This is a genomic window from Pseudoalteromonas sp. SG44-8 (genome assembly GCF_014164125.1).
Lineage (GTDB): Bacteria > Pseudomonadota > Gammaproteobacteria > Enterobacterales > Alteromonadaceae > Pseudoalteromonas > Pseudoalteromonas rhizosphaerae.
In genome coordinates, this window is sequence record NZ_JACJEQ010000002.1 from 91,741 (window position 1) to 114,643 (window position 22,903).

Consider the following 22,903-nt stretch of genomic DNA (forward strand, 5'->3'; position numbering starts at 1 on the left):
TCACTGTTGTTTTGTAATAACCGACAAACAAACAAAAAGATCATTATGCAAACCTGTTTTTGTCGCTTTTCAGTGATATAGTTAACGCCATTTTTGCTATTCAAGATATTAAAATGTATCGATTATTTGAGCGGATGATCAAGCCGTTTCCCGAACAAAAGCCAACCCAGCCTCCTGCGACGCTATTTGCATTTTGTCGTCACTACACTAAAGGTATGGAAGTCTCGCTATTTTTTATGTCGCTAAGCGCAGCATTGCTCGCGATTTTAGAAGTATCACTGTTTAGCTATATGGGCCAGCTTGTTGATTGGCTAAGTATCTACACCCCTGAAACATTATTTGTTGAGCAAAAATCTGAACTCATAAAAATGGCGATAGTGCTACTTGTTGTCCTACCTATCGTGGTGTTTTTTCATTCTGCGATATTGCACCAAGCCTTGTTAGGTAATTACCCGATGTCAATTCGTTGGTTAGCACATCGCTATTTGCTTCGCCAAAGTGTGAGCTTTTACCAAAATGAATTTGCAGGGCGCATCGCCACCAAAGTAATGCAAACATCCCTCGCGGTGCGTGAAACCGTGATGAAACTACTTGATGTATTAATGTATATCGTGGTTTATTTTGGCGCTATGGTGTTTTTAGTAGCCGAAGCCGATTGGCGCTTAATGCTTCCTTTGCTTGTATGGTTAGCTCTGTATATTTTGATCCAAATGTACTATGTACCTAAGCTCAAAAAAGTGGCTAGCTCGCAAGCAGACGCTCGCTCTGAGATGACCGGCCGAATAGTTGACAGTTACACTAATATTTCGACTATTAAATTGTTCTCATATACCCAACGTGAAGAGCAGTACGCAAAAGACAGCATGGATGTTTTTTTACAACCTGTGTATAAGCAAATGCGCTTAGTTACCAGTTTAAATTTTGCCATTCAAACGCTTAACTACTTTTTAGTATTTAGTGTTGCGGCATTATCTTTGTATTTATGGACTCTGAGCGCCATTAGTGCCGGCGCAATTGCAATTGCGGTAAGCTTAGCACTGCGTTTAAATGGCATGGCACAGTGGATCATGTGGGAAATTAGTGGCTTGTTTGAAAACATCGGCACTGTCGCTGATGGTATGAAAACGTTATCAAACCCAATTGAAGTCGATGATCTGCCTGATGCCAGCACATTAAGTGTAACCACAGGTGCAATTGACTTTAATAATGTGCATTTTAACTACGGTAAAGCCGCAAACGAAACGAATCGCGGCGCTGTTATCAATGGCTTAAATCTCAATATCAAAGCCGGAGAGAAAATAGGTCTTGTTGGTCGCTCTGGCGCTGGTAAGTCAACACTCGTTAATTTGTTGCTACGTTTTTACGATATTGATAGCGGTAGTATCAACATCGACGGCCAAGATATCTCAAAAGTGAGTCAAGAAAGCCTGCGTAAGTACATTGCGATGGTTACCCAAGATACTTCTTTACTGCATCGGACAGTCAAAGAAAATATCCTTTATGGCCGCCCAGATGCCAGCGATGAAGAAATGATGAAAGCGGCTAAACAAGCCAAAGCGCTAGAGTTTATTGATGACCTTGAAGATAGCAAAGGCAACAAAGGTTTTGCAGCCCAAGTGGGTGAGCGCGGCGTAAAACTCTCTGGAGGTCAACGCCAACGTATCGCCATTGCTCGGGTGCTGCTGAAAAACGCCCCGATATTAATTTTAGATGAAGCCACCAGCGCGCTCGATTCTGAAGTTGAAGCGGCTATTCAAGCTAGTCTTGATGATTTAATGACCGGTAAAACCGTCATTGCCATCGCGCATCGACTATCCACTATTGCACAAATGGACCGGCTCATCGTACTTGATGAGGGCGGCATTGTAGAGCAAGGTAGCCATGAAGAACTGCTGGCACAAAATGGTATTTATGCCGCGTTGTGGACACACCAAACCGGTGGGTTTATTGGTGTAGAATAATTTTTACCTAGCCATAACGCCCTAGTTAAGTTTCAAAATCCAAGCGCTGTTTTTTGAAACTTAACCAGCCAAGTGTCATTACAAAAAACTTCATCGTTTTTAATACAACTTAAAAACCACACCTTCCCTGCCAATTTGGCTACGAAACTGTTCCCTACAAAACTCATATCTTGGGTGGCTTGGCTGTCTATATACCCAAACCACCTCAAGATGCGAGTTTCAGTTGGAATTAAAAGCGATTTAGTAAAGGCATTGATTGCAAGTAATAGTGGTTCTATTGTTAAAATCAATAACGCAGTATAAATCGCTTTTAAACCAACCCGTTGGGCGTTTCACAGGCACTTACTCTCAGCGTTGTTACTTATTAAAAGGGACTGCCATTGTTGCAAAGTAACGCCTTGATATTAAGCACCTGTGAAACGCTGAATTCTGCATCTTGAGGTGGTTTGGGTATACTGCTATAATCGCGGCCTTTCATAGCCTGCGTAATTTGTCAGAGTGTCTCCTTTTAGCTCTATAATACGCGTATGCGCTAGTAGTTTAAATGACAGCAACCTGTATAAGCGAAATTATCCATGAGCGAAAATAGTCACATTAAAGTCATCGTTGGCATGTCCGGCGGTGTTGATTCTTCTGTATCAGCTTATTTATTAAAACAACAAGGCTATCAAGTTGAAGGCCTGTTTATGAAAAACTGGGAAGAAGATGATAATGATGAATATTGCGCTGCTGCCGACGATTTAAAAGACGCGCAAGCAGTCTGTGACAAGCTGGGGATTGAACTACACACAGTTAATTTTGCCGCAGAATATTGGGATAACGTATTTGAGTACTTTCTTGCTGAATATAAAGCAGGCCGTACGCCAAATCCTGACATCATGTGTAATAAAGAAATCAAATTCAAAGCTTTTTTAGAATTTGCAGCAACGGCGCTTGGCGCTGACTTTATAGCCACGGGCCATTATGTACGCCGTGAATTACGCGATGATAAATACGTTATGTGTCGTGGTCTTGATGATAACAAAGATCAAAGCTACTTTTTATACACATTAAGTCATGAACATATTGCACAAACGCTGTTCCCAGTTGGTGATATTGCCAAACCTGAAGTGCGCCGCATTGCTGAAGAACAAGACTTAATTACCCACGATAAAAAAGACAGTACCGGTATTTGCTTTATCGGTGAGCGTAAGTTTAAAGACTTCCTACAAAAATTCTTACCTGCACAACCGGGTGTTATTGAAGACACAGACGGTAACAACGTTGGTGAACACGAAGGCTTGATGTATCACACTCTCGGTCAACGTAAAGGTTTGCTAATTGGTGGCATGAAAGAAGGCTCTGGCGAACCATGGTATGTAGTAGATAAAGACTTAGAACGCAACGTATTGATTGTTGGTCAAGGTAAAGACCATCCGCGTCTTTACAGCAATGGACTAAATGCCAACCAATTACACTGGGTTGATCGTGTTGGGCCAAAAGGTACCACCCGCTGCACGGTAAAAACTCGCTATCGTCAAGAAGACCTAAACTGTACGCTGCTCGTTGGCGATGATGGTTTTGCCCGAGTATTATTTGATGAACCACAAAAAGCAGTAACCCCAGGACAATCTGCGGTATTTTATGCCAACGAAATATGTTTAGGTGGCGGTATTATTGATTCGGTGATCAAATAATGAATGAACACCAAGTCATGGCATTAGCAGCCATGTGCCAAGTTGCTAAACAAGTTCAAAAAATAGCGCAGTACGGCAGTAGCAACGATTACGAATTAGAAAAACTATTAACCAGTATTGTACAAACCTCCCCTGATTCACCCAGTGATGTGTATCAAGGCACTGAGAATCTAAGAGATGGTTATAAAATCTTACTTGATCAACTCAGTGCAGGTGAAAAGAAAGATGTTGAAATCGTCAAATACGTTGGCGGTTTAATGCAACTTGAGCGTGCACTGAGCGCAAAAGCAAGTAGCTTAGCAGAGCTTGGTAAAAGCATTGATGATATCAAGCGACGTCTTGATCACTTTGCTATTACTGATGACACTGTTATTACGGCTCTTGCCGATATTTATTCAAAGGTGCTTAGCCCCCTAGGGCACCGAATTCAGGTTTATGGCAAGCCTGACTTACTAAAACAGCAATTAGTACAACACAAAATACGTGCATTATTATTAGCAGGTATTCGCAGTGCAGTATTATGGCGACAAATGGGCGGTAAACGCCGTCACTTTTTCTTTGCGAAAAGAAGAATTATCGCCATTGCTAAAAACCATATTTAATTATCGTTCAAAACTAAAATTTAGGAGTTATTATGGAGCTTTCAGCGTTAACAGCTATCTCTCCGGTGGATGGTCGCTACGGCAGCAAAACCACTGAACTACGCAGTATTTTCAGCGAATTTGGCTTGATAAAATACCGTGTAACAGTCGAAGTTCGTTGGTTACAAGCCCTTGCAGCAGCTGATGCGATCAAAGAAGTACCGGCATTTAGCGACGAAGCCAATGCTTTACTTAACGCGATTGTTGATAACTTCAGCGAAGCCGATGCGCAACGTGTAAAAGATATCGAGCGTACTACAAACCACGATGTTAAAGCCGTTGAATACTTATTAAAAGAAAAAGTAGCTGACAACGCCGAGTTACATGCAATTAATGAATTTATTCACTTTGCATGTACATCAGAAGACATCAATAACCTGTCTCACGGTTTAATGCTCACTGAAGCACGTAACGAAGTATTACTTCCTTACTGTGATCAACTACTTAATGCAATTAAAGAAAAAGCCATTGAGTACAAAGCAGTACCAATGATGACACGTACTCACGGTCAACCTGCAACACCTTCAACTATGGGCAAAGAATTTGCCAACGTATATATGCGTTTAAAGCGTCAACGTGACCAAATTGCACAAGTTGAAATGCTAGGTAAAATCAACGGTGCTGTAGGTAACTACAATGCTCACCTCAGTGCCTACCCTGATTACGATTGGCACAATCATGCTGAGCAATTTGTAACTAGCCTAGGGTTAACATTCAACCCATTTACAACGCAAATTGAACCGCATGACTACATTGCCGAGTTATTTGATGCGATTGCTCGCTTTAACACTATCTTGTTAGATTTTGACCGTGATGCATGGGGCTATATAGCGCTAAATCACTTTAAACAAAAAACCATTGCGGGTGAAATTGGTTCATCAACTATGCCACATAAAGTTAACCCGATTGATTTTGAAAACTCAGAAGGTAACTTAGGTCTAGCAAATGCTATTTTCGCTCACCTAGCGCAAAAGCTGCCGGTATCTCGCTGGCAACGTGACCTTACTGACTCAACAGTACTGCGTAACTTAGGTGTTGGTATGGGTTATGCGCTAATTGCATACCAATCAACCCTAAAAGGTGTAAGCAAGTTAGAAGTAAACGAGCAACGTTTACTTGACGAGTTAGATCAGAACTGGGAACTGCTAGCAGAGCCAATTCAGACGGTAATGCGTAAATACGGTATCGAAAAACCATACGAAAAGCTAAAAGATTTAACCCGTGGTAAACGTGTAAATCAAGAGATCATGGCTGACTTCATCGATGGTTTAGAGTTACCGGAAGAAGCAAAAGTAGAAATGAAAAAACTAACACCGGCTAACTATATTGGTCGTGCTGTCGAGTTTATCGACAACCTAGTTTAAGCTTTCTGCGACAACTTATTTTATATACACTATAAAGCGAAAGGCTCTTGCCTTTCGCTTTTTTCATTTTAATGGGCGCAGCATGTATCAATTAACGATTAACGACTTATCCGAGCAAGACTTTCTAACACAGTATTGGCAAAAAAAACCGCTCTTGATCAAGCAAGGGTTTACAGACTTTGCCGACCCGCTTGATGCTAATGAGCTTGCCGGTCTTGCCATGGAAGAGAGCATTGAATCGCGTATTATCACTAATCATGATAATGACTGGCAAGCGCATCATGGCCCATTTGAAGATTTTGAATTACTAACCGAGCAACATTCTACCCTACTCGTACAAGCAGTCGATCATTGGCATCCTAATGCTGCGCAGCTGCTGGAACCATTTCGGTTTATTCCTAATTGGCGTATTGATGACCTAATGATCAGCTTTTCAACGCCTGGGGGTGGAGTCGGTCCGCATTTAGATCAATACGACGTATTTATTATTCAAGGTGAAGGCAAGCGTCATTGGCGTGTCGGTATGCCAGATAATAAACTAAAACAATTTGCACAAAATAAAAGTTTATTACAAGTTGAACAATTTCCAGCCGTGATTGATTGCATCCTAGAACCTGGCGATATTTTATACATCCCGCCGGGCTGCCCACATGAAGGTTATGCTGTAGAAAACGCATTAAACTACTCGATCGGATTTCGTGCACCAAATCAACGCGATTTATTATCAAACTTTGCTGATCACATTATTGATAAAGAAGCGGGAAATAGCCGTTATCAAGACCCTGCAATAACACTGCGCGATTCTAAAGGTGAGATCCAAGCTTGCGAAGTCGAAAACATTAAACTATTAATGCAAGCGGCCCTAAATGACGACGCATTACTTAAATCTTGGTTAGGTAATACACTTAGTCAACCTAAGCATGAAATGGATTTAATGCCGCCAGAAGATTTATTTAATAGTGAACAAATAGCTGAGCTATTGAATGATGATGATGTGATTTTTGAGCGCCTCGGTGGCACCCGTGCATTGTATCAAGTTTTTGAAAATGAAATACTTCTCAGCGTAAATGGTGAAAACTACCCACTCCCTGTTAGTGACTTAACTGCGGTTAAATTACTCACTGACCATACTATGGTGACAGCAGAGCAACTAAATAGTTCAAAAAATAGTTTAGTTTTTATACAAACCTTTACTACACTAATTAATGAGGGGATTTGGTTTTGCTAGGAGTGTGTTTGTATGGGCTATCATATCAACAAGGTAGAATGGGATATAGGCAAGGAGTTACTACAACAGATCAGAGAGCGGGTATTTGTATGTGAACTACATATTCCCAAACATATCGAGTTTGATAATCTTGATAGATATGCTCATCATATACTGGTAACAGATGACAGCCAAGGCCCAGTTGCAACAGGCCGATTATGTAGCGATGGCCTTATTGGCCGTATTGCGGTGCTGCCAGAGCACCGTAATCGCTCCGTCTATCGTTCATTGCTGAATTATATTGTTGAGCTTGCACAACAGCAGGGTTGTGATTGCGTCAGCATTAATTGTATTTTAAATGAGGTAGAACGATTTAAACGTAATGGCTTTGAACAACAAGGTTGTGTGTTTATGGAAGCAGGTATTCCACGGCTTCGTATGCAATGCCCCATTAATAAATTCAATACGAAACCATTTACACTGGTGCATTGATAAAAATTTATTAAAAATGGCCATCCTAGCGAGTTAAAAACCACCAATTTAACGCAATGGGCATTAAAAAAGCGAACATATTAATGTGTAACTCCACATAACACGTTCGCTTTTTTAATTTTTAAAGCTGTTCTTTATATTAAAATCTTTAAGTTAAAATTATAAATAAGCTTTCAGGTCAATTAACTTCGTTTGCCCACAGCTCTTCTTTTTCGTACATTTCATAAATACCATGCGCACGATTAATTAGTAGGTTTGCAAAATCAACTTTAGTTTTATCGTGTCCACCGGTTTGCATAATTTGATCTGCTTTTAACTGCCATTGCAGAGAAAAATATCGCAGCGCATCACGCGCATTTTCGGCAACTGATGCTAACGCATGATCAGTTGGTAAGCGACCGGTGATAACCCAATAACTTTTACCGTCTTGGCCTTTAAACTTCCATAGGGCACATAACGGAGCGATAAAGCGGCTTTCTTTTTCTAGCAAAGTTTTTGGCATTACGCCCTTCTCTGCTAAATGCTTTTGTGCATTTTGAAAACACTCACGTTGCCATGCAATACTTTGCTGCTTTGCTTGTTCTTGTTCTTCTGGTGTTAATTCTTTAAGTTGTTTTTGTTCCACAGTATTCATCACTCGTTTACATCATTTTAGCTACTTTAAGTGCATATAATTATCGGTGCAAGTATAAAAGACCAATTCCAGCGAGATCATAAGCGATCGCCTGTTTTTTCTACATTCTAACCCATCGTTCTACGCACAACTGTTTACTAATACTGCAAAAAAATCAATTTATAGCTAATTTATAAACTATAAAGCCGCTGTTAATGCATACCAGCACGGTATTATTCATCGTTTGTTTAACGATAATTCTTTTTCGCTGTCATACGATTAAAAAAACTAGGAAAGAAACGTTTTATAGTCGGAGCCCAGCCACTGATCCCCTCGCCAACCACCACTTCATCTTTACGTTTAGCTATTGCACTGACCATTTGCTTCACAGCAGCCGTTACATCCATACCATTTTCAATGGAGTGTTCAGCCTTATTTTGCGCAATACCATGTTCATTAAGTGAATTATGAGCAATAGCCGTTTTTATAGAGCCTGGGCAGATAGTCAAACAATGAATGTTTTTATCGGCCACTTCAGCTCGCAAACAATCCATAAAACCAACGACTGCATATTTAGAGCCTGAGTAACCGGTTCTGAATTTAGAGCCAACTTTACCTGCGACACTACTGATTGATACTACACAGCCGCCGCCATTTTTAACCATACTCGGTAATACCGCTTTAGTTAGCGCAATCAAACCAAAATAGTTAACTTCCATAAGTTGACGATACACAATAAAGTCATTTTCTAAAAACAAACTACGCTGCGACACGCCACCATTATTAATTAAAATATCAACGTTACCAATCGTAGCCATACTATTTGCAACATACTCAAGTACCCGCTCAGGTTGTGATAAATCAAGAGGTATTACTTTGTGTTGTCCAGCCGGTAACTCGCTACAAAGTTGATTTAGTTTATCTGCACTTCTGGCTGATAAAATAATATTAGCGCCTAAGTGTGCTAACTGTATCGCTAACTCTTTACCAATACCTGATGATGCCCCGGTGATCCACACCGTTTTATTATTAAAGTTCATGCTCTACCTATGATTATTATTAAGGCTTTGTAGGACCCGCAATGTCTGTGATCTGTTGCTCGAGTTGTTTATATAGTCCGAGTAAAAAAAGCGCCTCAACAAGCACAAATAATGGCCCAATGATAAGCCCAATTAAGTCATCAACAAAAGCTGGTTTTTTACCTTCAAAATAATGCCCAATAAACTGTAAAACCCAGCCAAAAATAAAAACACCTATACTAACAGCTAACCAGCTAGTAAAACTAAGTGATGCAATTGGCGCAGCCGCTATACTCATTACTACTAAAATAACAGCCATTATCAAACCTAGTGAGACATTAAGCAGTAAATAATAAATCACAGTAGCTAACACAAAAACATGAGCGCCATTGATAACATGATCAGCAACCGGTAAATAAATACGCGCTAATAAACACAATACAGCGTATACAATGAGTGGAATACCAAAAAAGTGTGTGAGTACATTGCGTTTTGAACGGTGATATAGGCCATAATTGCCCAGTTGTTGTTGCAGTGTTTTCATTTTCTTTACTTTATATAATTATCTTATTATTTACTTTAGCAGTTAACACAACGTAACAATGTCTTCTAGCCGACATTTGTAAAATCCACTTATACAAATGCGCTTATGATTTTACCTTTATCGTGATCCGGAGTTTTAGATTGTAACTCACGGCCTTTTTGATATTCTTGTCCAAGCATTTTTTGTAACGATTCCATTTGTTTTGCTAATTCGTCATTCCCCCCTCCCTGCTCTTGTATTTTTTCTGTCAGCTTTTCAATCGCGGCCTTAAGTTCAGCTATTTTATCTTTATCAACACCTAATCGTTGATAAATAAGCGCTTCATTTGCTTTTTCTAAAAAGTCTTTTCCATATAAAGGGTTTTTAGGGCTGCTAACAGTATTAGCTTGGCTATTTATTGCCGTTTCTGGCAATTCGGTTGCCGCTTTAGGATGGCTTATGCTTTTCGCTTGCACAGGAGGGTTATAAGGTTCTGTCCGGTACTGATTATTAAATATTAGTGAGCTCATTGCTTCAAATCCATTGATAGTTTTATTTTATAAAGCAAATTTAAGGCCAATGTACTTATATCAGGTAAAAATAATAACGCAGCTAATGTACAAGTAAAGCCAGCTGTTGTTTATCAAGAATTTCTATACGCTGGTAATGCAGGGAAATAAGCTTTTTTTCACTTAATAACTGCAAGATTTGATTAATAGTTTGACGAGTTAAATAGGTCATATCTGCGAGTTGTTGCTGCGATAACATAATAGTAGCGGTATTACTGGGCAGCGACATGGTTGCCATCATAACCAGCCGTTTGCAGACTTTTTGCTGGGCAGTTAATAAAGCATGATCTTCTAATGAAGTGAACAGCAGCCGCATTTTTTGTGAAAGTAAAACACCAAAATCATGCCAGTAAATAGGCGTGATTGACAATAATTGTATCAGTGCCCGATGCGGTACATGTAGCAATCGAGCGGGTGTTTGTGCATAAACATCGTGGGTACGCAAACCACCATCAAATAAAGCAACTTCACCAAACCAAATAGCGGGATCTATAAAACTCAGTACCGCTTCTTTACCTTCTCCATTTACTCCACTAACTCGCATAACTCCATTAACAACAGCGTATAAACCCGCATTTTCATCTCCTCTTAAAAATAATGCTTCACCCGCATCGAGTTTAATTACTTTTGCATGTAACAATAGCTGGTGTTGAAATTCTTTAGAGCGGCTACTAAACCAATTTCCTTGGTTAACTATCGCACGGTCCTGTTCATTCATATCGGTTTACTCTACATTAGTTTTAATAATCAAATAATAAAAGGGATCATTATGTTACACAAAGTTATTTACAGCGGCTTATTGCTAAGTACGTTATCTGCACCAAGTTTTGCAGCAGCTCCTGATCAACAGCTCAACAAGAATCTAAAAAAAGCTAACCACAGTGTAAGTGAAAAAGTGATCACTTGGCGACGCCATCTTCACCAATACCCAGAGCTTAGTAACCGCGAATTTGAAACGGCTAAATACATTACTAAACATTTAAAAGCACTGGGGCTCGAAGTACAAACTGGGATAGCCCATACGGGTGTAGTTGCTAAACTCAAAGGTGGTAAAAAAGGCCCTTTAGTGGCGCTGCGTGCCGATATGGACGCCTTGCCTGTCACTGAGCAAGTTGATTTACCGTTTGCTTCAACTCAGACCTCAACCTACCGTGGTAATGAAGTCGGTGTTATGCACGCCTGCGGCCATGATAACCATGTCGCTATTCTAATGGCTGTAGCTGAATCGTTGGCTAAAATTCAAGATGACTTAGCGGGTGATGTATTATTTGTCTTTCAACCAGCTGAAGAAGGTGCCCCAGAAGGTGAAGAAGGCGGTGCTGAACTCATGCTAAAAGAAGGCTTATTTAAAGAAAAACCTGACGCCGTGTTTGGTTTACATGTAACCAGTTCATTAAACACAGGCCAAATTGGCTTCCGTGAAGGCCCGCTTATGGCCAGTGAAGATTCATTTACAATTAATGTACAAGGCCGCCAAACTCATGGTTCACGACCATGGAATGGTGTTGATCCGATTGTGGCATCATCACAAATAATTATGGCCACACAAACAATTTCATCTCGCCAAGTTGATGTTACTAAAGCGCCGTCAGTTATTTCGTTTGGTGCTATTAATGGCGGCGTACGTTCCAATATCATTCCGGATAGTGTCGAGTTAATTGGCACTATTCGCACCTTTGACCAAGCAATGCGCGCTGATATCAAAAAGCGTTTAGTGAAAACAGCTGAAATGGTCGCTGAATCCGGTGGTGCTAAAGCTGATGTACATATCGACCACGGCTACCCTGTCACCGTAAACGATGTAAAACTCACGCAAAAAATGACGCCAACACTAACTAAAGTTGCTGGGGCTGAGAATATCATTACCACTGATTTGATCACCGGCGCTGAAGATTTCAGCTATTACGCTTTAGAAACTCCTGGATTGTTTTTCTTTTTAGGTGTTACCCCACAAGGTCAAGATGCAAAAACGGCAGCAAGTAATCATTCACCACAGTTTTTCGCTGACGAGCAAGCACTGCAATTAGGCGTGAATGCGATGACGCAGTTAGTTGTGGATTACTTTGCAATGAAAAAATAACCAGAACTTCAACGTACATGCTAAATCATAATCGGTTAGCATAAAATAAATATACCCACACTCTGTGGGTATATTTAAAAGTATTGATAAACCTACGCGGATTTATTTTATCGTGCGGTTAGTAGCTGTGATAAATAGTCAGGCTTACCTTCAATACGTTCAAGGTGAGGATATTTAAGGCCATCATGATAATCGATCTGGATTTCACTGTACTGATCAAAGTTTTTCACCAAGAGCTTAATTGGCGCTTTTGAGCCTTTAGCATCCGTCACTGCATCTTTGAGTGCATCAGCACTAAACTGAGTATTATTAACGGCAACAATTTGCATACTTGGCGCAAGACCCGCATTAAATGCAGGGCTATCCCATAATACGTCACGCATTTTGCCTTCTTTATTTACCGAGAAGCCCAGAGAATAAATTAAATCAGTTGATTTATAGCGGCTTTCAATTGCTTTAATGCCCTCAGAGGCTTTATCGTTATAGGTCAATTTCCAACCTTGGTCTTCCAGTGATTTAGATAAGTTAACATGGCCTTTTAAACGCGAATTAATAAAGTCATCCCATTGATACTTTTCAATACCATTAAGCGTGTTAATCACATCATCAAATTTGTAGGTCAACACATTCCAATCACCCGGGTTTACGCCAAAAAAGTTGTGGGCAAAATCATCTAATGAATGACTGTTGTTACTCAATTCACGTAATTTTGCATCAACCGCAAACCAAATTAATTCTCCACCAGAGTAATAGTCTTCGCTCATTTGATAACTACGATAAGGCAAAGATGAACGCTGAGCGATAGTTGGATCGTTGGTTGTATCTAAAATATTACGCCATGCCATGCCAGGTCGGCCTTGGTCGTAGGTTGCACCTAAACGAGCTAGCATATCCATCGCATTTTCTTGGCTCCAAAGTCCTGAACGAGCCGCAATGACTTGCCCCCAAAACTGTGTTTGCCCTTCATATACCCATAAACCATTAGCTTCTTTAACTTGGTTATAGGTCGGTGTCCATAATGCGTCAGGGCGACGATACTTACCATTCCATGAATGATTAAATTCGTGTGCTAATAAATCGCGACCGACCCATGACTTATCCCAGTCAGTAAAATAATTTTCTTTCGCGCTATTTTCACTTGAGCGATGATGTTCCATGCCGATACCGCCTAACTTATCTGTCAGGGCAAGTAAAAAGTCATAATGATCAAAGTGATGTGCACCATAAAGCGCATACATTTGTTGAATAAGCTCACGGTGTGCTGTTAACCCTTCTGCACTGATCTCAAGATCTTTTTCTTTATCGGCAAAGACATTTAAGAACACCGGAGTATCTGCATTTGGGTTTAAATCAACACGCTTATAGTGGCTACCGGCAAACATTGGCGAGTCTACAAGGTTTTCAAAATCAATTCCCTCAAAGGTAACTGTATTGCCTTTTTGCGAAGACTTTTCAAGTGCAGTAGCAAACTGCCACCCTTTTGGTAACGTTACACTCGGTTGAAATTTAATTTTACGGCTATAGTGCCCAGCAGGGTAAAGCGCTACTGTATCCCATTGTAAATTGAGCATTTCTGGCGTCATCATAACGCGCCCTTGCTCTGAACTTTGTGGTGACAAGAATTGATATTCAACATGCAACTCACGTACACCTTTAGGAACTTTAAGATTAAAAGCATATACGTTGCCAGGATCTCGTTGCCATTCGATCACTTTACCTTTTGCTGACATTTTCAATCCAGCCAACTGACTTATTGGTCCAACTGGTGAGTGATGTCCAGGTATCCATTGCGGATAAAGCAAAGTCATTTCACCAGCATTAACAGGGATAGTTTCGTTTATTTTAAAAATACGATGAGCTAGATCTGTGGCATCAACCGCTATTTTTATAGTGCCGGAATATGGGGTATCAGTCGGATTTGGAACATCAGCAAACGCTGGAAGCATAAAGCCCATAACAGAGCTGAGGGCAGCAGCAAAAACATGTTTATTCACTTACTTCTCCAATTAGAGAGGCGCAAAGCACGCGCATTAGATTGGTATTGTCCTAGTAATTTGAGTGCAAAACACTCGGCAACCTCCCTTTAATTTCAGAAATTTCTGAAACAATCAACATCCGTTATAACTATAACAACAGCTAATAGCAATGATTTATGGACGAACAACCATTTAATGCGTTCAATTTATTTGCGCTTTAAGTCAATTTATAGTGCCGAATTTAGCTGTATCAGCGCTTATTTGCATTCTTGTACTGAGAATATAAGAGCGCTGCAAGCACTGTTTTAAAACTTAATCATGCACAATACCTATGTTCAGGCTAAATAAATCATCAGTACGCTATTCTAATAGGCTACTTTTTTGGTAATGGTATGGAGACCACAATGGCATCTGACTATTTTCATTTGTTAAATTTGATCGGGGTAGCGTTTTTTGCCATCTCAGGTACTCTAATGGGCCATGAAAAAAACATAGGAGGTTTTGGTGTTGTGGTTGTCGCGTCAGTGACAGCGCTCGGCGGCGGCACACTGCGCGACGTATTATTAAACCACCCAGTATTTTGGATAGCCGAACCGGATTATTTATACGCAACATACAGCGCCATATTTATCGCCGTAATATTTATTCGTCATTTACCTCACGTATCAAACTATTACATGTTGCTGGTCGATGCTTTGGGCATGGCAATTTTTAATATTGTTGGCATTGAAAAGTCCTTAATCGAAGGCACTACGATGATTGTGGCTATTACTATGGGCATGACCACAGGCATCTTTGGTGGTCTAATGCGCGATGTAATATGCCGTGAAGTCCCCCTTGTCATGCGCGAAGAGCTCTACTCCACCGCGTGCCTATCTGGTGGCTTAACTTATGCCACACTGTTTCTATTAGAAGTACCTTATGTTTGGTGTATTTTAGGCGCACTCTTTATTACCGTATTTTTACGGCTCGGTTCCCTACACTGGGGATGGCAACCAAATATATTTAGAAAAAGGTCGGTTAGAAAACAATAGTTTGCTATGTGAAGTTCCGATTAAAACGCCGAACTTTTGTACGTACCTTTTTCATCGATGATGACGTATTAAACTGAATCTTACATCCCAATGTCCATTTTTCGTACCAGGTTACACCATAAAATTCATAGTTATTTAAGCTGAAATAAGCAAGAGTATATCGTTTGCCTTAAATTCAAGCTCCATAAGTAGATCATCGTATTTCCAGTCTCGATACTCTTGTTATTGGGTCAGGATTTGCTTTGTGAAGTCAGCCATTTATAGGTGGAAATATGATACTTTTAGGCACCTTGTCTTATTTTACCCCTATTTTCTCCACTGTGTTTGCCTCTATTAACTTATCCGTTGCTTTAGCTGACTATTTTTTACAAGGTGTTGTACTCGTGACTATTGGGTCGTTAATTTGCTTTTGGGTTACCCGCACAAAAAAACCTGTAGTAGATAACTAAATGTAAAAGCGAAAAGCAAATAACGCTTTTCGCTTTATCAGGTTTTATTAGTTGGCTAATCTTAGCCCTAGCATCACCAGCATAACTAGATTCGCAATTACGCCAATCAAAAAGAAGTAGCTACGCGGGCTGGGGTTTTTCTCTGTGGCAATTGCGTAATACAGTACCATATGATTTAAACGTGCAATGACGTAAACCCAAATACAGATTGCAAAAACCGAACTGTGGTAATTAATCACAAAGGCAAATAAAACCGTTCCTATAAATAACGCGCTGTTTTCTAATGTGTTATGAAAGGTGCGATGCGCTCTAAATATAAAACTCTCATGAGATAGGTCTTTATCAATTTTTCCTGGCACAGCGCCAGGCTGTTTGGCTTTACTAAACGTCGCCACTGCCCACTGTACTAACACCATAATTAAATATAAATAAAATGCTATAAACGCTGAATGTGCTATATCGGTCATTGCTTAATCCTTTGTGTTGGTATTAGAGTAGTAGTTATAGCAACTATCAAGCCACATATAAGCCACTGATATATATAGAAATTACTTTTTAGTAAAATGATTTTTTGTAATAGATTCATTCTTTATATAAAACTTACTCTATAACAGCGGCTTGGTATTTTTTGCAGCCTAAGCGCAACCACAAAAACAATACTAATTACTTACTTTATAAATTTTGTTTGATTATTTATTCTAAGTATTGTTTTATATCGTTACTGATAACGGAACGGTAAAATAAATATGATGAATAAAATAACCAAATGCTTGGCAACCTTAGCTCTATTGAACTGTGTATCAGCGCCCGCTTTTTCAGCTCAATATGAAATCGAAAAAGGTGAAAACTTTTCTAAGTTGGCGCAATACAAAGACGTAACCACCATTAAACGCAATTTCGCAAAACAAATAGCGCTTAATTACAGTGTATTAAACGCTGATCTTAAACAAACGCTAAGCCAATATAAACTGGTTTTGAATGCGGACCAGCTACCGTCTTTAGGCATGCACACACAACAAAATACTCGTTTAGCAAACAGCGCGTTACAACAACTTAAAGGTTTACCACAAAACACCGGTAGTTTGTTACAAGTGCGTTTGGCAAGTGACACAATGCTTAGCGCTTGGCAGCAAGGCGAACGCCCTTTATTTGCATTTGCACCTGCTGGTGACGATTCGCAATGGAGCGAGATTGAAGCCTTCGATCAGTTTGGTGACATTCACTATCTTAGTGTTGATCAAATGCCGACCCAACCTGTATTTATTGTCGAATTAGATCAACAAAAAGTACAAGATGCGGGTATTGCAGTAATGAGAGGAATTTTATCTGCTAACAAATTCAGTAAAACCACGGTTAGTCCACAAAACCAGTTAAGCAATGAACAACCCCTGCAAACCAGTGTATTGAAAAAAATACGCTTAGAAGATGACAAAGAACCTTGGATCTCAGGTGGTGCTGAAATTTATGCCATTGTAACGGGTATCGACCCCACCCGAGATGAACCAATATTAGATATCGTTGATTTACCTTATTTAGATCATGACAAAACCGATTACAGCCCTAATCAGGTTTTAATTCATTGGCAGCGTTATCGTTGGCAAGCGGTCGATTTACTCTTAATGGAACAAGATGACAACACCAACTATAAAACTCTAGCAATAAAATTATTAGAAATATCAGAGCAAGTAATGGCGAGCATTCCTGATTTACAAGCGCAAGGTTATGCCATTATCCCTAAGCTGACCAATGAACTACTAAAAGCAATGCCGGATGAATGGTTTACTAATAATGACGATTATGTTGATGTTTTTTACACGCTGTTTGAAAACAAAGACTATCAAGAATATAAAGGAGCAAGCAGTAATGCGACCATTACGCTGTCTCCTTTAGAAATTAACCCAAGACTAAACTAAGTCATCCCCATTCGCTTAATTATTATTGCGGATGGTATCTTCAGTAGCCACCCATTAGCGCTTTAACGTTAACGGGTGGCTTTATCTTAAACAGCCACTTTTTTGAAAACACGCGTTATATTTTAATACCCTAACCTTGCGCCACTGATTTACGAAAGCGCATTAATGCAACAGTAAAAAACACACTGCCAATAACAGTTAATGCTAAAAAGTAAGGCCAAACTACATCCCACCCTGCCCCTCGGTATAAAATAGCTTGAGCAAATTTTACAAAATGCGTTGTTGGCGCCAATAACATAATATTTTGCACTACCTCAGGCATACTTTCACGCGGCGTAACACCGCCAGAGAGCATTTGTAATGGTAATAAAATTAAGATCATCAGTAACCCGAGTTGCGGCATGGTGCGCGCCTGCGTTCCTAACAATATACCCAGCGATGTGGTCGCAAATAAATGAATAGCAACGCCAAATAAAAATAAGCCCGCCGAGCCATGAATAGGCACTTGTAACAAACCTTCGATCACAATAAATAATGAAAACGTAGTCAGTAATAAAATCACTAACCCATTGGCCCAAATTTTCGCCATCACTATTTCAAAGGGGCTTAATGGCATAACTAATAAATGCTCTAATGTGCCGTGTTCGCGTTCACGGATCACCGCGGCGCCAGTTAAAATAATCGAAATCATTGTGATCACGTTCATTAATTCCATCACGCTACCAAACCATACACTTGTCATATTTGGGTTAAACATAATGTGCGCCGATTGCTTTATTGGCAGTGAATAAACGGTTCGATAACCTTGCACAAACTCATTTACTTCGCCGTTAATGATGGTTTGAATATAGTTATCACCAATAAATGCTTGCGACATACGCGTAGCATCTATATTTACTTGAATCGTAGGTTGCTTAGCTGCAAGTACATCACGCTCAAAATAAGGCGGGATATTAAGCACAAAAGTATAACGGCCATTATCCATAGCTGAGTCAACATCGCTTGATGAAATACTGTCTGGCGTTTTAAAGTAAGGCTCATAAAAGGCATTAATAATACGCTTAGATAATTGCGATTGGTCGTGATCAACAACTGCAATCGGCGCATTATTTAACTCTATCGACGTGGCTGAAGCCACCACATAAATCAATCCAGTAAAAGCAAAAAAAACGAATAGCAACAAAACCTTATCACGCCATAAACTACGCAACTCTTTAATACCTAAATTAACAATGTTTCCGCGACGTTGCATGGCTATTTGTCCTGCTTTGGAAGTAAAAATACACTGGCCAGAGTCAGCACGGGTATAAAAGCGAATAAAGGCAGTAGCTGGGCTGATAAATCAGAAAAATTAAGCGCTTTATTAAAGACTCCCCGACACGCCTCTAAAAAGTAGGTGGTCGGAAACAGTTTACCAATAATAGCGCCAAACCCTTCTAAGGAAGAAACAGGGTCAATTAGCCCACAAAAGTTAACGGCAATCATCAACACAACCACCGTAGTGGCTGCCAGTGCTGAAATTTGTGTTTTTGTAAAAGCCGAAATTAACAGCCCAACTCCGGTAGTCGCTGTAACGTATAATAATGCAGCCAAACTAAGCGCCCAAAAGCTGCCTTTTAGCGCCACACCAAACACAGTAATAGCAAGTGCGACTAGGCCAAAAAAGCTGATCATACTCACTAAAATGTAAGGCAGCTGTTTGCCAATAATAAATTCCAGCCGATTAACCGGTGTTACATATAAGTTTATGATTGAACCCAACTCTTTTTCTCGTACTACGCCAAGCGCCATCAATATCGCAGGAATAAATACCAATAGTAGTGGAATAACCGCCGGCACCATGGCCTCAATGCTTTTAAAATCTTGGTTATAACGATAGCGAGATTCAATATTAGCTGGCACTAAGTTGGGTATCTGCGCATAAGTGCGCAAAGATAAGTTGGTTAAATAGCTGTAATACACGCCGCTCATATAACCATTAATCGTTTCTGCCCTAAACGGCATAGAACCATCAATCCACACTACAATTTCAGGCTTACGGCCGCGTTTAAATTGCTGACCAAAGTTAGGTGGAATTTCAACGGCCACGCTTAACTCACCACTGCGCATTCGTTTATTAAGTTCTTGCGGGCTTTTAATATCTACTTTTTGAATAAAGTAACGTGAACCTGCCATATTTTGAATGTAGTTGCGGCTCTCGGGCGATTGGTCTTGATCTAGTACCGCAAAACTTAAATCTTCAACATCAAATGTAATGCCGTAACCTAAAATAAACAGTAAAATTATTGAGCCCAGTAAAGCAAACGTTAGGCGAATAGGATCGCGCCATAACTCTAGCGTTTCGCGATGCGCATAACCAAATAGCCGCAACAAACTAAATGCGGGGTTGGTGTTATTTTTACGAGTAGCGGGCGCTTTAGCCAATGCTTTGGGTTTATCAGTTATCGATGCTTGTAACGCCGAGCTTGCTCCGGCTGCATTTACCGCTTCTTCTAAATATGCAATAAAAGCAGCTTCTAATGTGTCGGTATTACGCGCTCGGCACAGTGCAGCTGGCGTATCGCTGGCAAGTATTTTACCTGCATGCATTAACGAAATTCTATCGCAACGAGCCGCTTCATCCATAAAGTGAGTCGAAATAAAAATAGTCACGCCTTGTTCGCGCGAAAGCTCAATGAGTAACTGCCAAAAGTCATCCCTTGCAACGGGGTCTACACCCGATGTGGGCTCATCAAGTATGAGCATTTCAGGGCTATGTACTACCGCAACAGCAAGCGATAAACGCTGGCGAATACCTAGGGGCAAATCGGTAGGAAAATCGTCACTGTATTTTTTAAGGTTAAACCGAGTAATTAAATCTTTAACGCGCGGCTCTATTTTCTCTGCGGGTAAGTGAAATAAACGAGCATGTAATACCAAGTTTTGCTTCACTGTAAGCTCGTTATAAAGCGAAAACGCTTGCGACATAAAACCAACGCGTTTGCGGCTTTCGATGTTATTGGCATCGACCTTTTCACCAAACAATTTTGCTTCGCCACTGGTTGTGGGTTGTAACCCGGTAAGCATTTTCATTGTGGTAGTTTTTCCACAGCCATTTGAGCCTAAAAAGCCAAAAATTTCACCTTGTTCAATACTCAAGCTCACCTTGTTAACAGCGGTAAAATCACCAAATGTTTTACATAATCCATTTGCTTCTATAGCGAACTGGGTTGTGTTTAAGTCTTGTTTACGAGGTGGCACAACTAACCGCTGATGATCATGACGTTTTTCTTCAGGAAGTAATGCTATAAACGCCTCATCAAGCGATTCTTTATTAGTTTGCGTTTTTAGGTTTTGTGGGCTGCCCGTACCGATTACTTTTCCATCGTCCATAGCGACTAGCCAATCAAAATCATCGGCTTCTTCCATGTAGGCGGTCGCAACCAGTACGCTCATCTGTGTATTTTCAGCGCGAATACTGTTTATTAATTGCCAAAATTGACGACGCGATAGCGGATCAACCCCGGTTGTTGGCTCATCTAAAATCAATAATTGAGGGTCATGGATCAGTGCGCAGCACAAACCGAGTTTTTGTTTCATCCCGCCAGAGAGCTTTTCTGCGGGGCGATCGGCAAATGCCTCTAAGCCTGTACTTTTTAAAAGGTTATTAATTCGTTGTTTGCGCTCTGCTTTATTTTGAGAAAAAAGGCGACCAAAAAAATCTATATTTTCAAACACAGAAAGTGTTGGGTACACATTTTTGCCAAGCCCTTGAGGCATGTAAGCAATGCGTGGCGACACCGTATTACGAAAACCACTGCTACGCATATTGCCGTTTAATACCTCAACCTCCCCCTCTTGAATCGCCCTTGCCCCCGCTATAAGTGCCAGCAAGCTTGATTTTCCTACGCCATCAGGGCCTATAAAACCAACCATTTTCCCGGCAGGTAATGAAATGCTAATGTTGTCCAGCACGCGATTATTAGCATAGCGATGACTCACCTTAGTAAGCGTAACTACACTTTCAAGAGGTGGCTGTTGCGCGTTTTTATCGGTGTTATTATTAGCGTTATCCATTATTCAGGTACTCGTACCTGTAACGACGTAGGCCAATTTTTTTCAGGTGCTAGCAACACATAAGCAAGCCCTGGCACCCCTGTTTTTACTTGTTTGATATGATCTTTTAATAACTGCGAGTCGAGCTTTACCTTAACCCTAAACATCAGTTTATCGCGCTCGTTTCGGGTTTCTACCGATTTAGGGGTAAATTGCGCCTGTGCAGATACAAACGTCACTTTAGCCGGCAATGTATACTCGGCAACAGCATCAATAACAATGCGCGCTTGTGAGCCTATTGTTACCTTGCCCGCTTGCGCTGTTGGTAAATATATACTCATATAAACATCGGTTAAATCTAATAAAGATAAAACCTTGCCACCACTGCCAAGCACTTCGCCAGGCTCAGCTAATCGATACAATATGCGTCCATTGATTGGTGCTGTTAGCGTGCTGTCGGCTATGTTGCTTTGTAATCGCTCAATACGTGCCTGCGCTGCTTCTATTTCAGCATCCGACTGCACAACTTTTACGTTTGCCGCGGTTAAAGCAGCTTGCGCAATAGCAGAGGTGGTTCGTTGTTGATCAACCACTTCTTTTGAAATATGGCCTTTTTCCAATAATTTTGCAGAGCGGCGCAATTCACTTTGTGCAAAATTAAGCTCACTTTTATGCTGCTCTACAATCGCTAATGCGTATTTACGAGACTCATTGGCAACACGAAGCCCCGCCTCAGCTTCACGTAACTGTGCGTTTAAATCATCAGTGTCAATAACCGCTAACGTTTGACCCGCTTTGACCATATCGCCTTCTTGCACCATAACGTCAACTAAGCGGCCCGGTAATTTTGTAGCAATATCGTACTCGGTCGCTTCAATTCGCCCATTTCCATAGGCAACACTATCAGGGAGTTGTTCAGCAAATGATGTAGGTTGCAAGGTTTGCCAAGCATACCAGCCAGCCCCGCCCACAATGACCAAAACAGCGAGTTTACTCAAAGATTTGAACGTTGATTTAATTGTCATGTGCTAAAACTCCATGTATGTAAAAAGTAATGTAAGTGGGGTAGTAATAAGGTAAAAATTTTTAGGATACAGCACGCTAATTGTTATATGAAAGCAACCCTGCTTTGTAAGTACAACAAGGGTAGTTGTAATAAGCGATTTAAACGAACTTAAAAATCCAGCATCACTAATCTACCACTATCACCGTTAAAAAAGATGATGTGGATCAATATAAATTAGAGTTAATGCACTAATTATTGGTGATTTTTTAAAACAACAGGATAAAAGAAAGGGAGAACATCAAGGCACCTACTGAGCGCCTTAATATTAATTATGTCAGCGGCAGA

The 22,903-nt window shown here is 40.4% G+C and carries 19 protein-coding genes and 2 pseudogenes; 10 read left to right on the top strand and 11 right to left on the bottom strand.

The genetic code is table 11. The features are described from left to right. Positions 1-113 precede the first annotated feature (113 nt). From H5163_RS02715 to H5163_RS02740, 6 genes are all read left to right on the top strand, one after another. The gene (locus H5163_RS02715) at positions 114-1,961 is read left to right on the top strand and encodes an ABC transporter ATP-binding protein (RefSeq protein WP_182734261.1); all 1,848 of its coding nucleotides are present in this window, start codon (positions 114-116) and stop codon (positions 1,959-1,961) included. 575 nt (positions 1,962-2,536) lie between these two features. Next, a complete protein-coding gene (mnmA, locus tag H5163_RS02720) occupies positions 2,537-3,637 on the top strand; it encodes a tRNA 2-thiouridine(34) synthase MnmA (protein ID WP_145233130.1) in 1,101 nt (366 codons plus the stop codon). Then, on the top strand, positions 3,637-4,239 hold the full coding sequence (hflD, locus tag H5163_RS02725; protein WP_149982535.1) for a high frequency lysogenization protein HflD: 603 nt from the start codon (positions 3,637-3,639) through the stop codon (positions 4,237-4,239). Before mnmA ends, hflD begins: the two co-directional genes overlap by 1 nt. 32 nt (positions 4,240-4,271) lie before the next feature. Continuing rightward, a complete protein-coding gene (gene purB / locus H5163_RS02730; protein WP_145233128.1) occupies positions 4,272-5,642 on the top strand; it encodes an adenylosuccinate lyase in 1,371 nt (456 codons plus the stop codon). Between the two features lie 82 nt (positions 5,643-5,724). After that, positions 5,725-6,870 (top strand): cupin domain-containing protein, encoded by a 1,146-nt coding sequence (locus H5163_RS02735; protein WP_182730630.1) that lies wholly within the window; start codon positions 5,725-5,727, stop codon positions 6,868-6,870. A 12-nt stretch (positions 6,871-6,882) separates the two neighbouring features. Next, the gene (locus H5163_RS02740) at positions 6,883-7,341 is read left to right on the top strand and encodes a GNAT family N-acetyltransferase (RefSeq protein ID WP_145233126.1); all 459 of its coding nucleotides are present in this window, start codon (positions 6,883-6,885) and stop codon (positions 7,339-7,341) included. 178 nt (positions 7,342-7,519) lie between these two features. On the opposite strand, the gene H5163_RS02745 is transcribed toward H5163_RS02740, so the two are convergent. From H5163_RS02745 to H5163_RS02765, 5 genes are all read right to left on the bottom strand, one after another. After that, entirely contained in the window at positions 7,520-7,975 is a 456-nt protein-coding gene (locus H5163_RS02745) for a DUF4826 family protein (RefSeq protein WP_220493027.1), read from the bottom strand. A 227-nt stretch (positions 7,976-8,202) separates the two neighbouring features. Then, positions 8,203-8,994, bottom strand: coding sequence for an SDR family oxidoreductase (locus tag H5163_RS02750; RefSeq protein ID WP_145233125.1), 792 nt, complete (start codon positions 8,992-8,994; stop codon positions 8,203-8,205). 19 nt (positions 8,995-9,013) lie between these two features. Further along, the gene (locus H5163_RS02755) at positions 9,014-9,517 is read right to left on the bottom strand and encodes a DUF962 domain-containing protein (RefSeq protein ID WP_145233124.1); all 504 of its coding nucleotides are present in this window, start codon (positions 9,515-9,517) and stop codon (positions 9,014-9,016) included. 89 nt (positions 9,518-9,606) lie between these two features. Further along, complete coding sequence (locus tag H5163_RS02760) at positions 9,607-10,026, bottom strand: hypothetical protein (RefSeq protein ID WP_145233123.1); 420 nt, start codon at positions 10,024-10,026, stop codon at positions 9,607-9,609. 82 nt (positions 10,027-10,108) lie between these two features. Further along, entirely contained in the window at positions 10,109-10,783 is a 675-nt protein-coding gene (locus H5163_RS02765; protein ID WP_182734263.1) for a Crp/Fnr family transcriptional regulator, read from the bottom strand. A 51-nt stretch (positions 10,784-10,834) separates the two neighbouring features. On the opposite strand from H5163_RS02765, the gene H5163_RS02770 reads away from it, so the two are divergent. Next, positions 10,835-12,145 (top strand): amidohydrolase, encoded by a 1,311-nt coding sequence (locus tag H5163_RS02770; protein WP_145233121.1) that lies wholly within the window; start codon positions 10,835-10,837, stop codon positions 12,143-12,145. A gap of 107 nt (positions 12,146-12,252) precedes the next feature. On the opposite strand, the gene H5163_RS02775 is transcribed toward H5163_RS02770, so the two are convergent. Further along, the gene (locus tag H5163_RS02775; protein ID WP_182734265.1) at positions 12,253-14,139 is read right to left on the bottom strand and encodes a M61 family metallopeptidase; all 1,887 of its coding nucleotides are present in this window, start codon (positions 14,137-14,139) and stop codon (positions 12,253-12,255) included. A gap of 386 nt (positions 14,140-14,525) precedes the next feature. Between H5163_RS02775 and H5163_RS02780 the strand changes: the two genes are divergently transcribed. Continuing rightward, positions 14,526-15,155 carry a trimeric intracellular cation channel family protein gene (locus H5163_RS02780; RefSeq protein WP_149982542.1) on the top strand — a complete coding sequence of 210 codons (630 nt, stop codon included), beginning with the start codon at positions 14,526-14,528 and terminating at the stop codon, positions 15,153-15,155. A gap of 4 nt (positions 15,156-15,159) precedes the next feature. On the opposite strand, the pseudogene H5163_RS02785 reads toward H5163_RS02780, so the two are convergent. Further along, positions 15,160-15,377, bottom strand: a pseudogene (locus H5163_RS02785) (ClbS/DfsB family four-helix bundle protein); the annotation flags it as partial. Here H5163_RS02785 and H5163_RS21220 point away from each other — a divergent pair. Further along, a pseudogene (locus tag H5163_RS21220) lies at positions 15,374-15,604 on the top strand (EamA family transporter); the annotation flags it as partial. The pseudogenes H5163_RS02785 and H5163_RS21220 overlap by 4 nt on opposite strands. 47 nt (positions 15,605-15,651) lie before the next feature. On the opposite strand, the gene H5163_RS02790 reads toward H5163_RS21220, so the two are convergent. After that, positions 15,652-16,071: an MAPEG family protein gene (locus H5163_RS02790; protein WP_182734267.1), complete on the bottom strand. Its 420-nt coding sequence runs from the start codon at positions 16,069-16,071 to the stop codon at positions 15,652-15,654. Positions 16,072-16,350: 279 nt separating this feature from the next. Here H5163_RS02790 and H5163_RS02795 point away from each other — a divergent pair, with 279 nt between their 5' ends. Then, positions 16,351-17,517, top strand: coding sequence for a DUF3103 family protein (locus tag H5163_RS02795; RefSeq protein WP_182734269.1), 1,167 nt, complete (start codon positions 16,351-16,353; stop codon positions 17,515-17,517). Positions 17,518-17,647: 130 nt separating this feature from the next. Here H5163_RS02795 and H5163_RS02800 read toward each other — a convergent pair whose 3' ends face one another. Genes H5163_RS02800 through H5163_RS02810 form a run of 3 tightly spaced genes read right to left on the bottom strand, consistent with a single transcriptional unit; the run spans position 17,648 to position 22,577 of the window. Beyond that, positions 17,648-18,769, bottom strand: coding sequence for an ABC transporter permease (locus H5163_RS02800; protein ID WP_182734271.1), 1,122 nt, complete (start codon positions 18,767-18,769; stop codon positions 17,648-17,650). Between the two features lie 2 nt (positions 18,770-18,771). Next, positions 18,772-21,573, bottom strand: coding sequence for a ribosome-associated ATPase/putative transporter RbbA (gene rbbA, locus H5163_RS02805; RefSeq protein ID WP_182734272.1), 2,802 nt, complete (start codon positions 21,571-21,573; stop codon positions 18,772-18,774). After that, positions 21,573-22,577: an HlyD family secretion protein gene (locus H5163_RS02810; RefSeq protein ID WP_182734274.1), complete on the bottom strand. Its 1,005-nt coding sequence runs from the start codon at positions 22,575-22,577 to the stop codon at positions 21,573-21,575. The genes rbbA and H5163_RS02810 overlap by 1 nt, the downstream gene beginning before the upstream one ends. Positions 22,578-22,903: the final 326 nt, after the last annotated feature.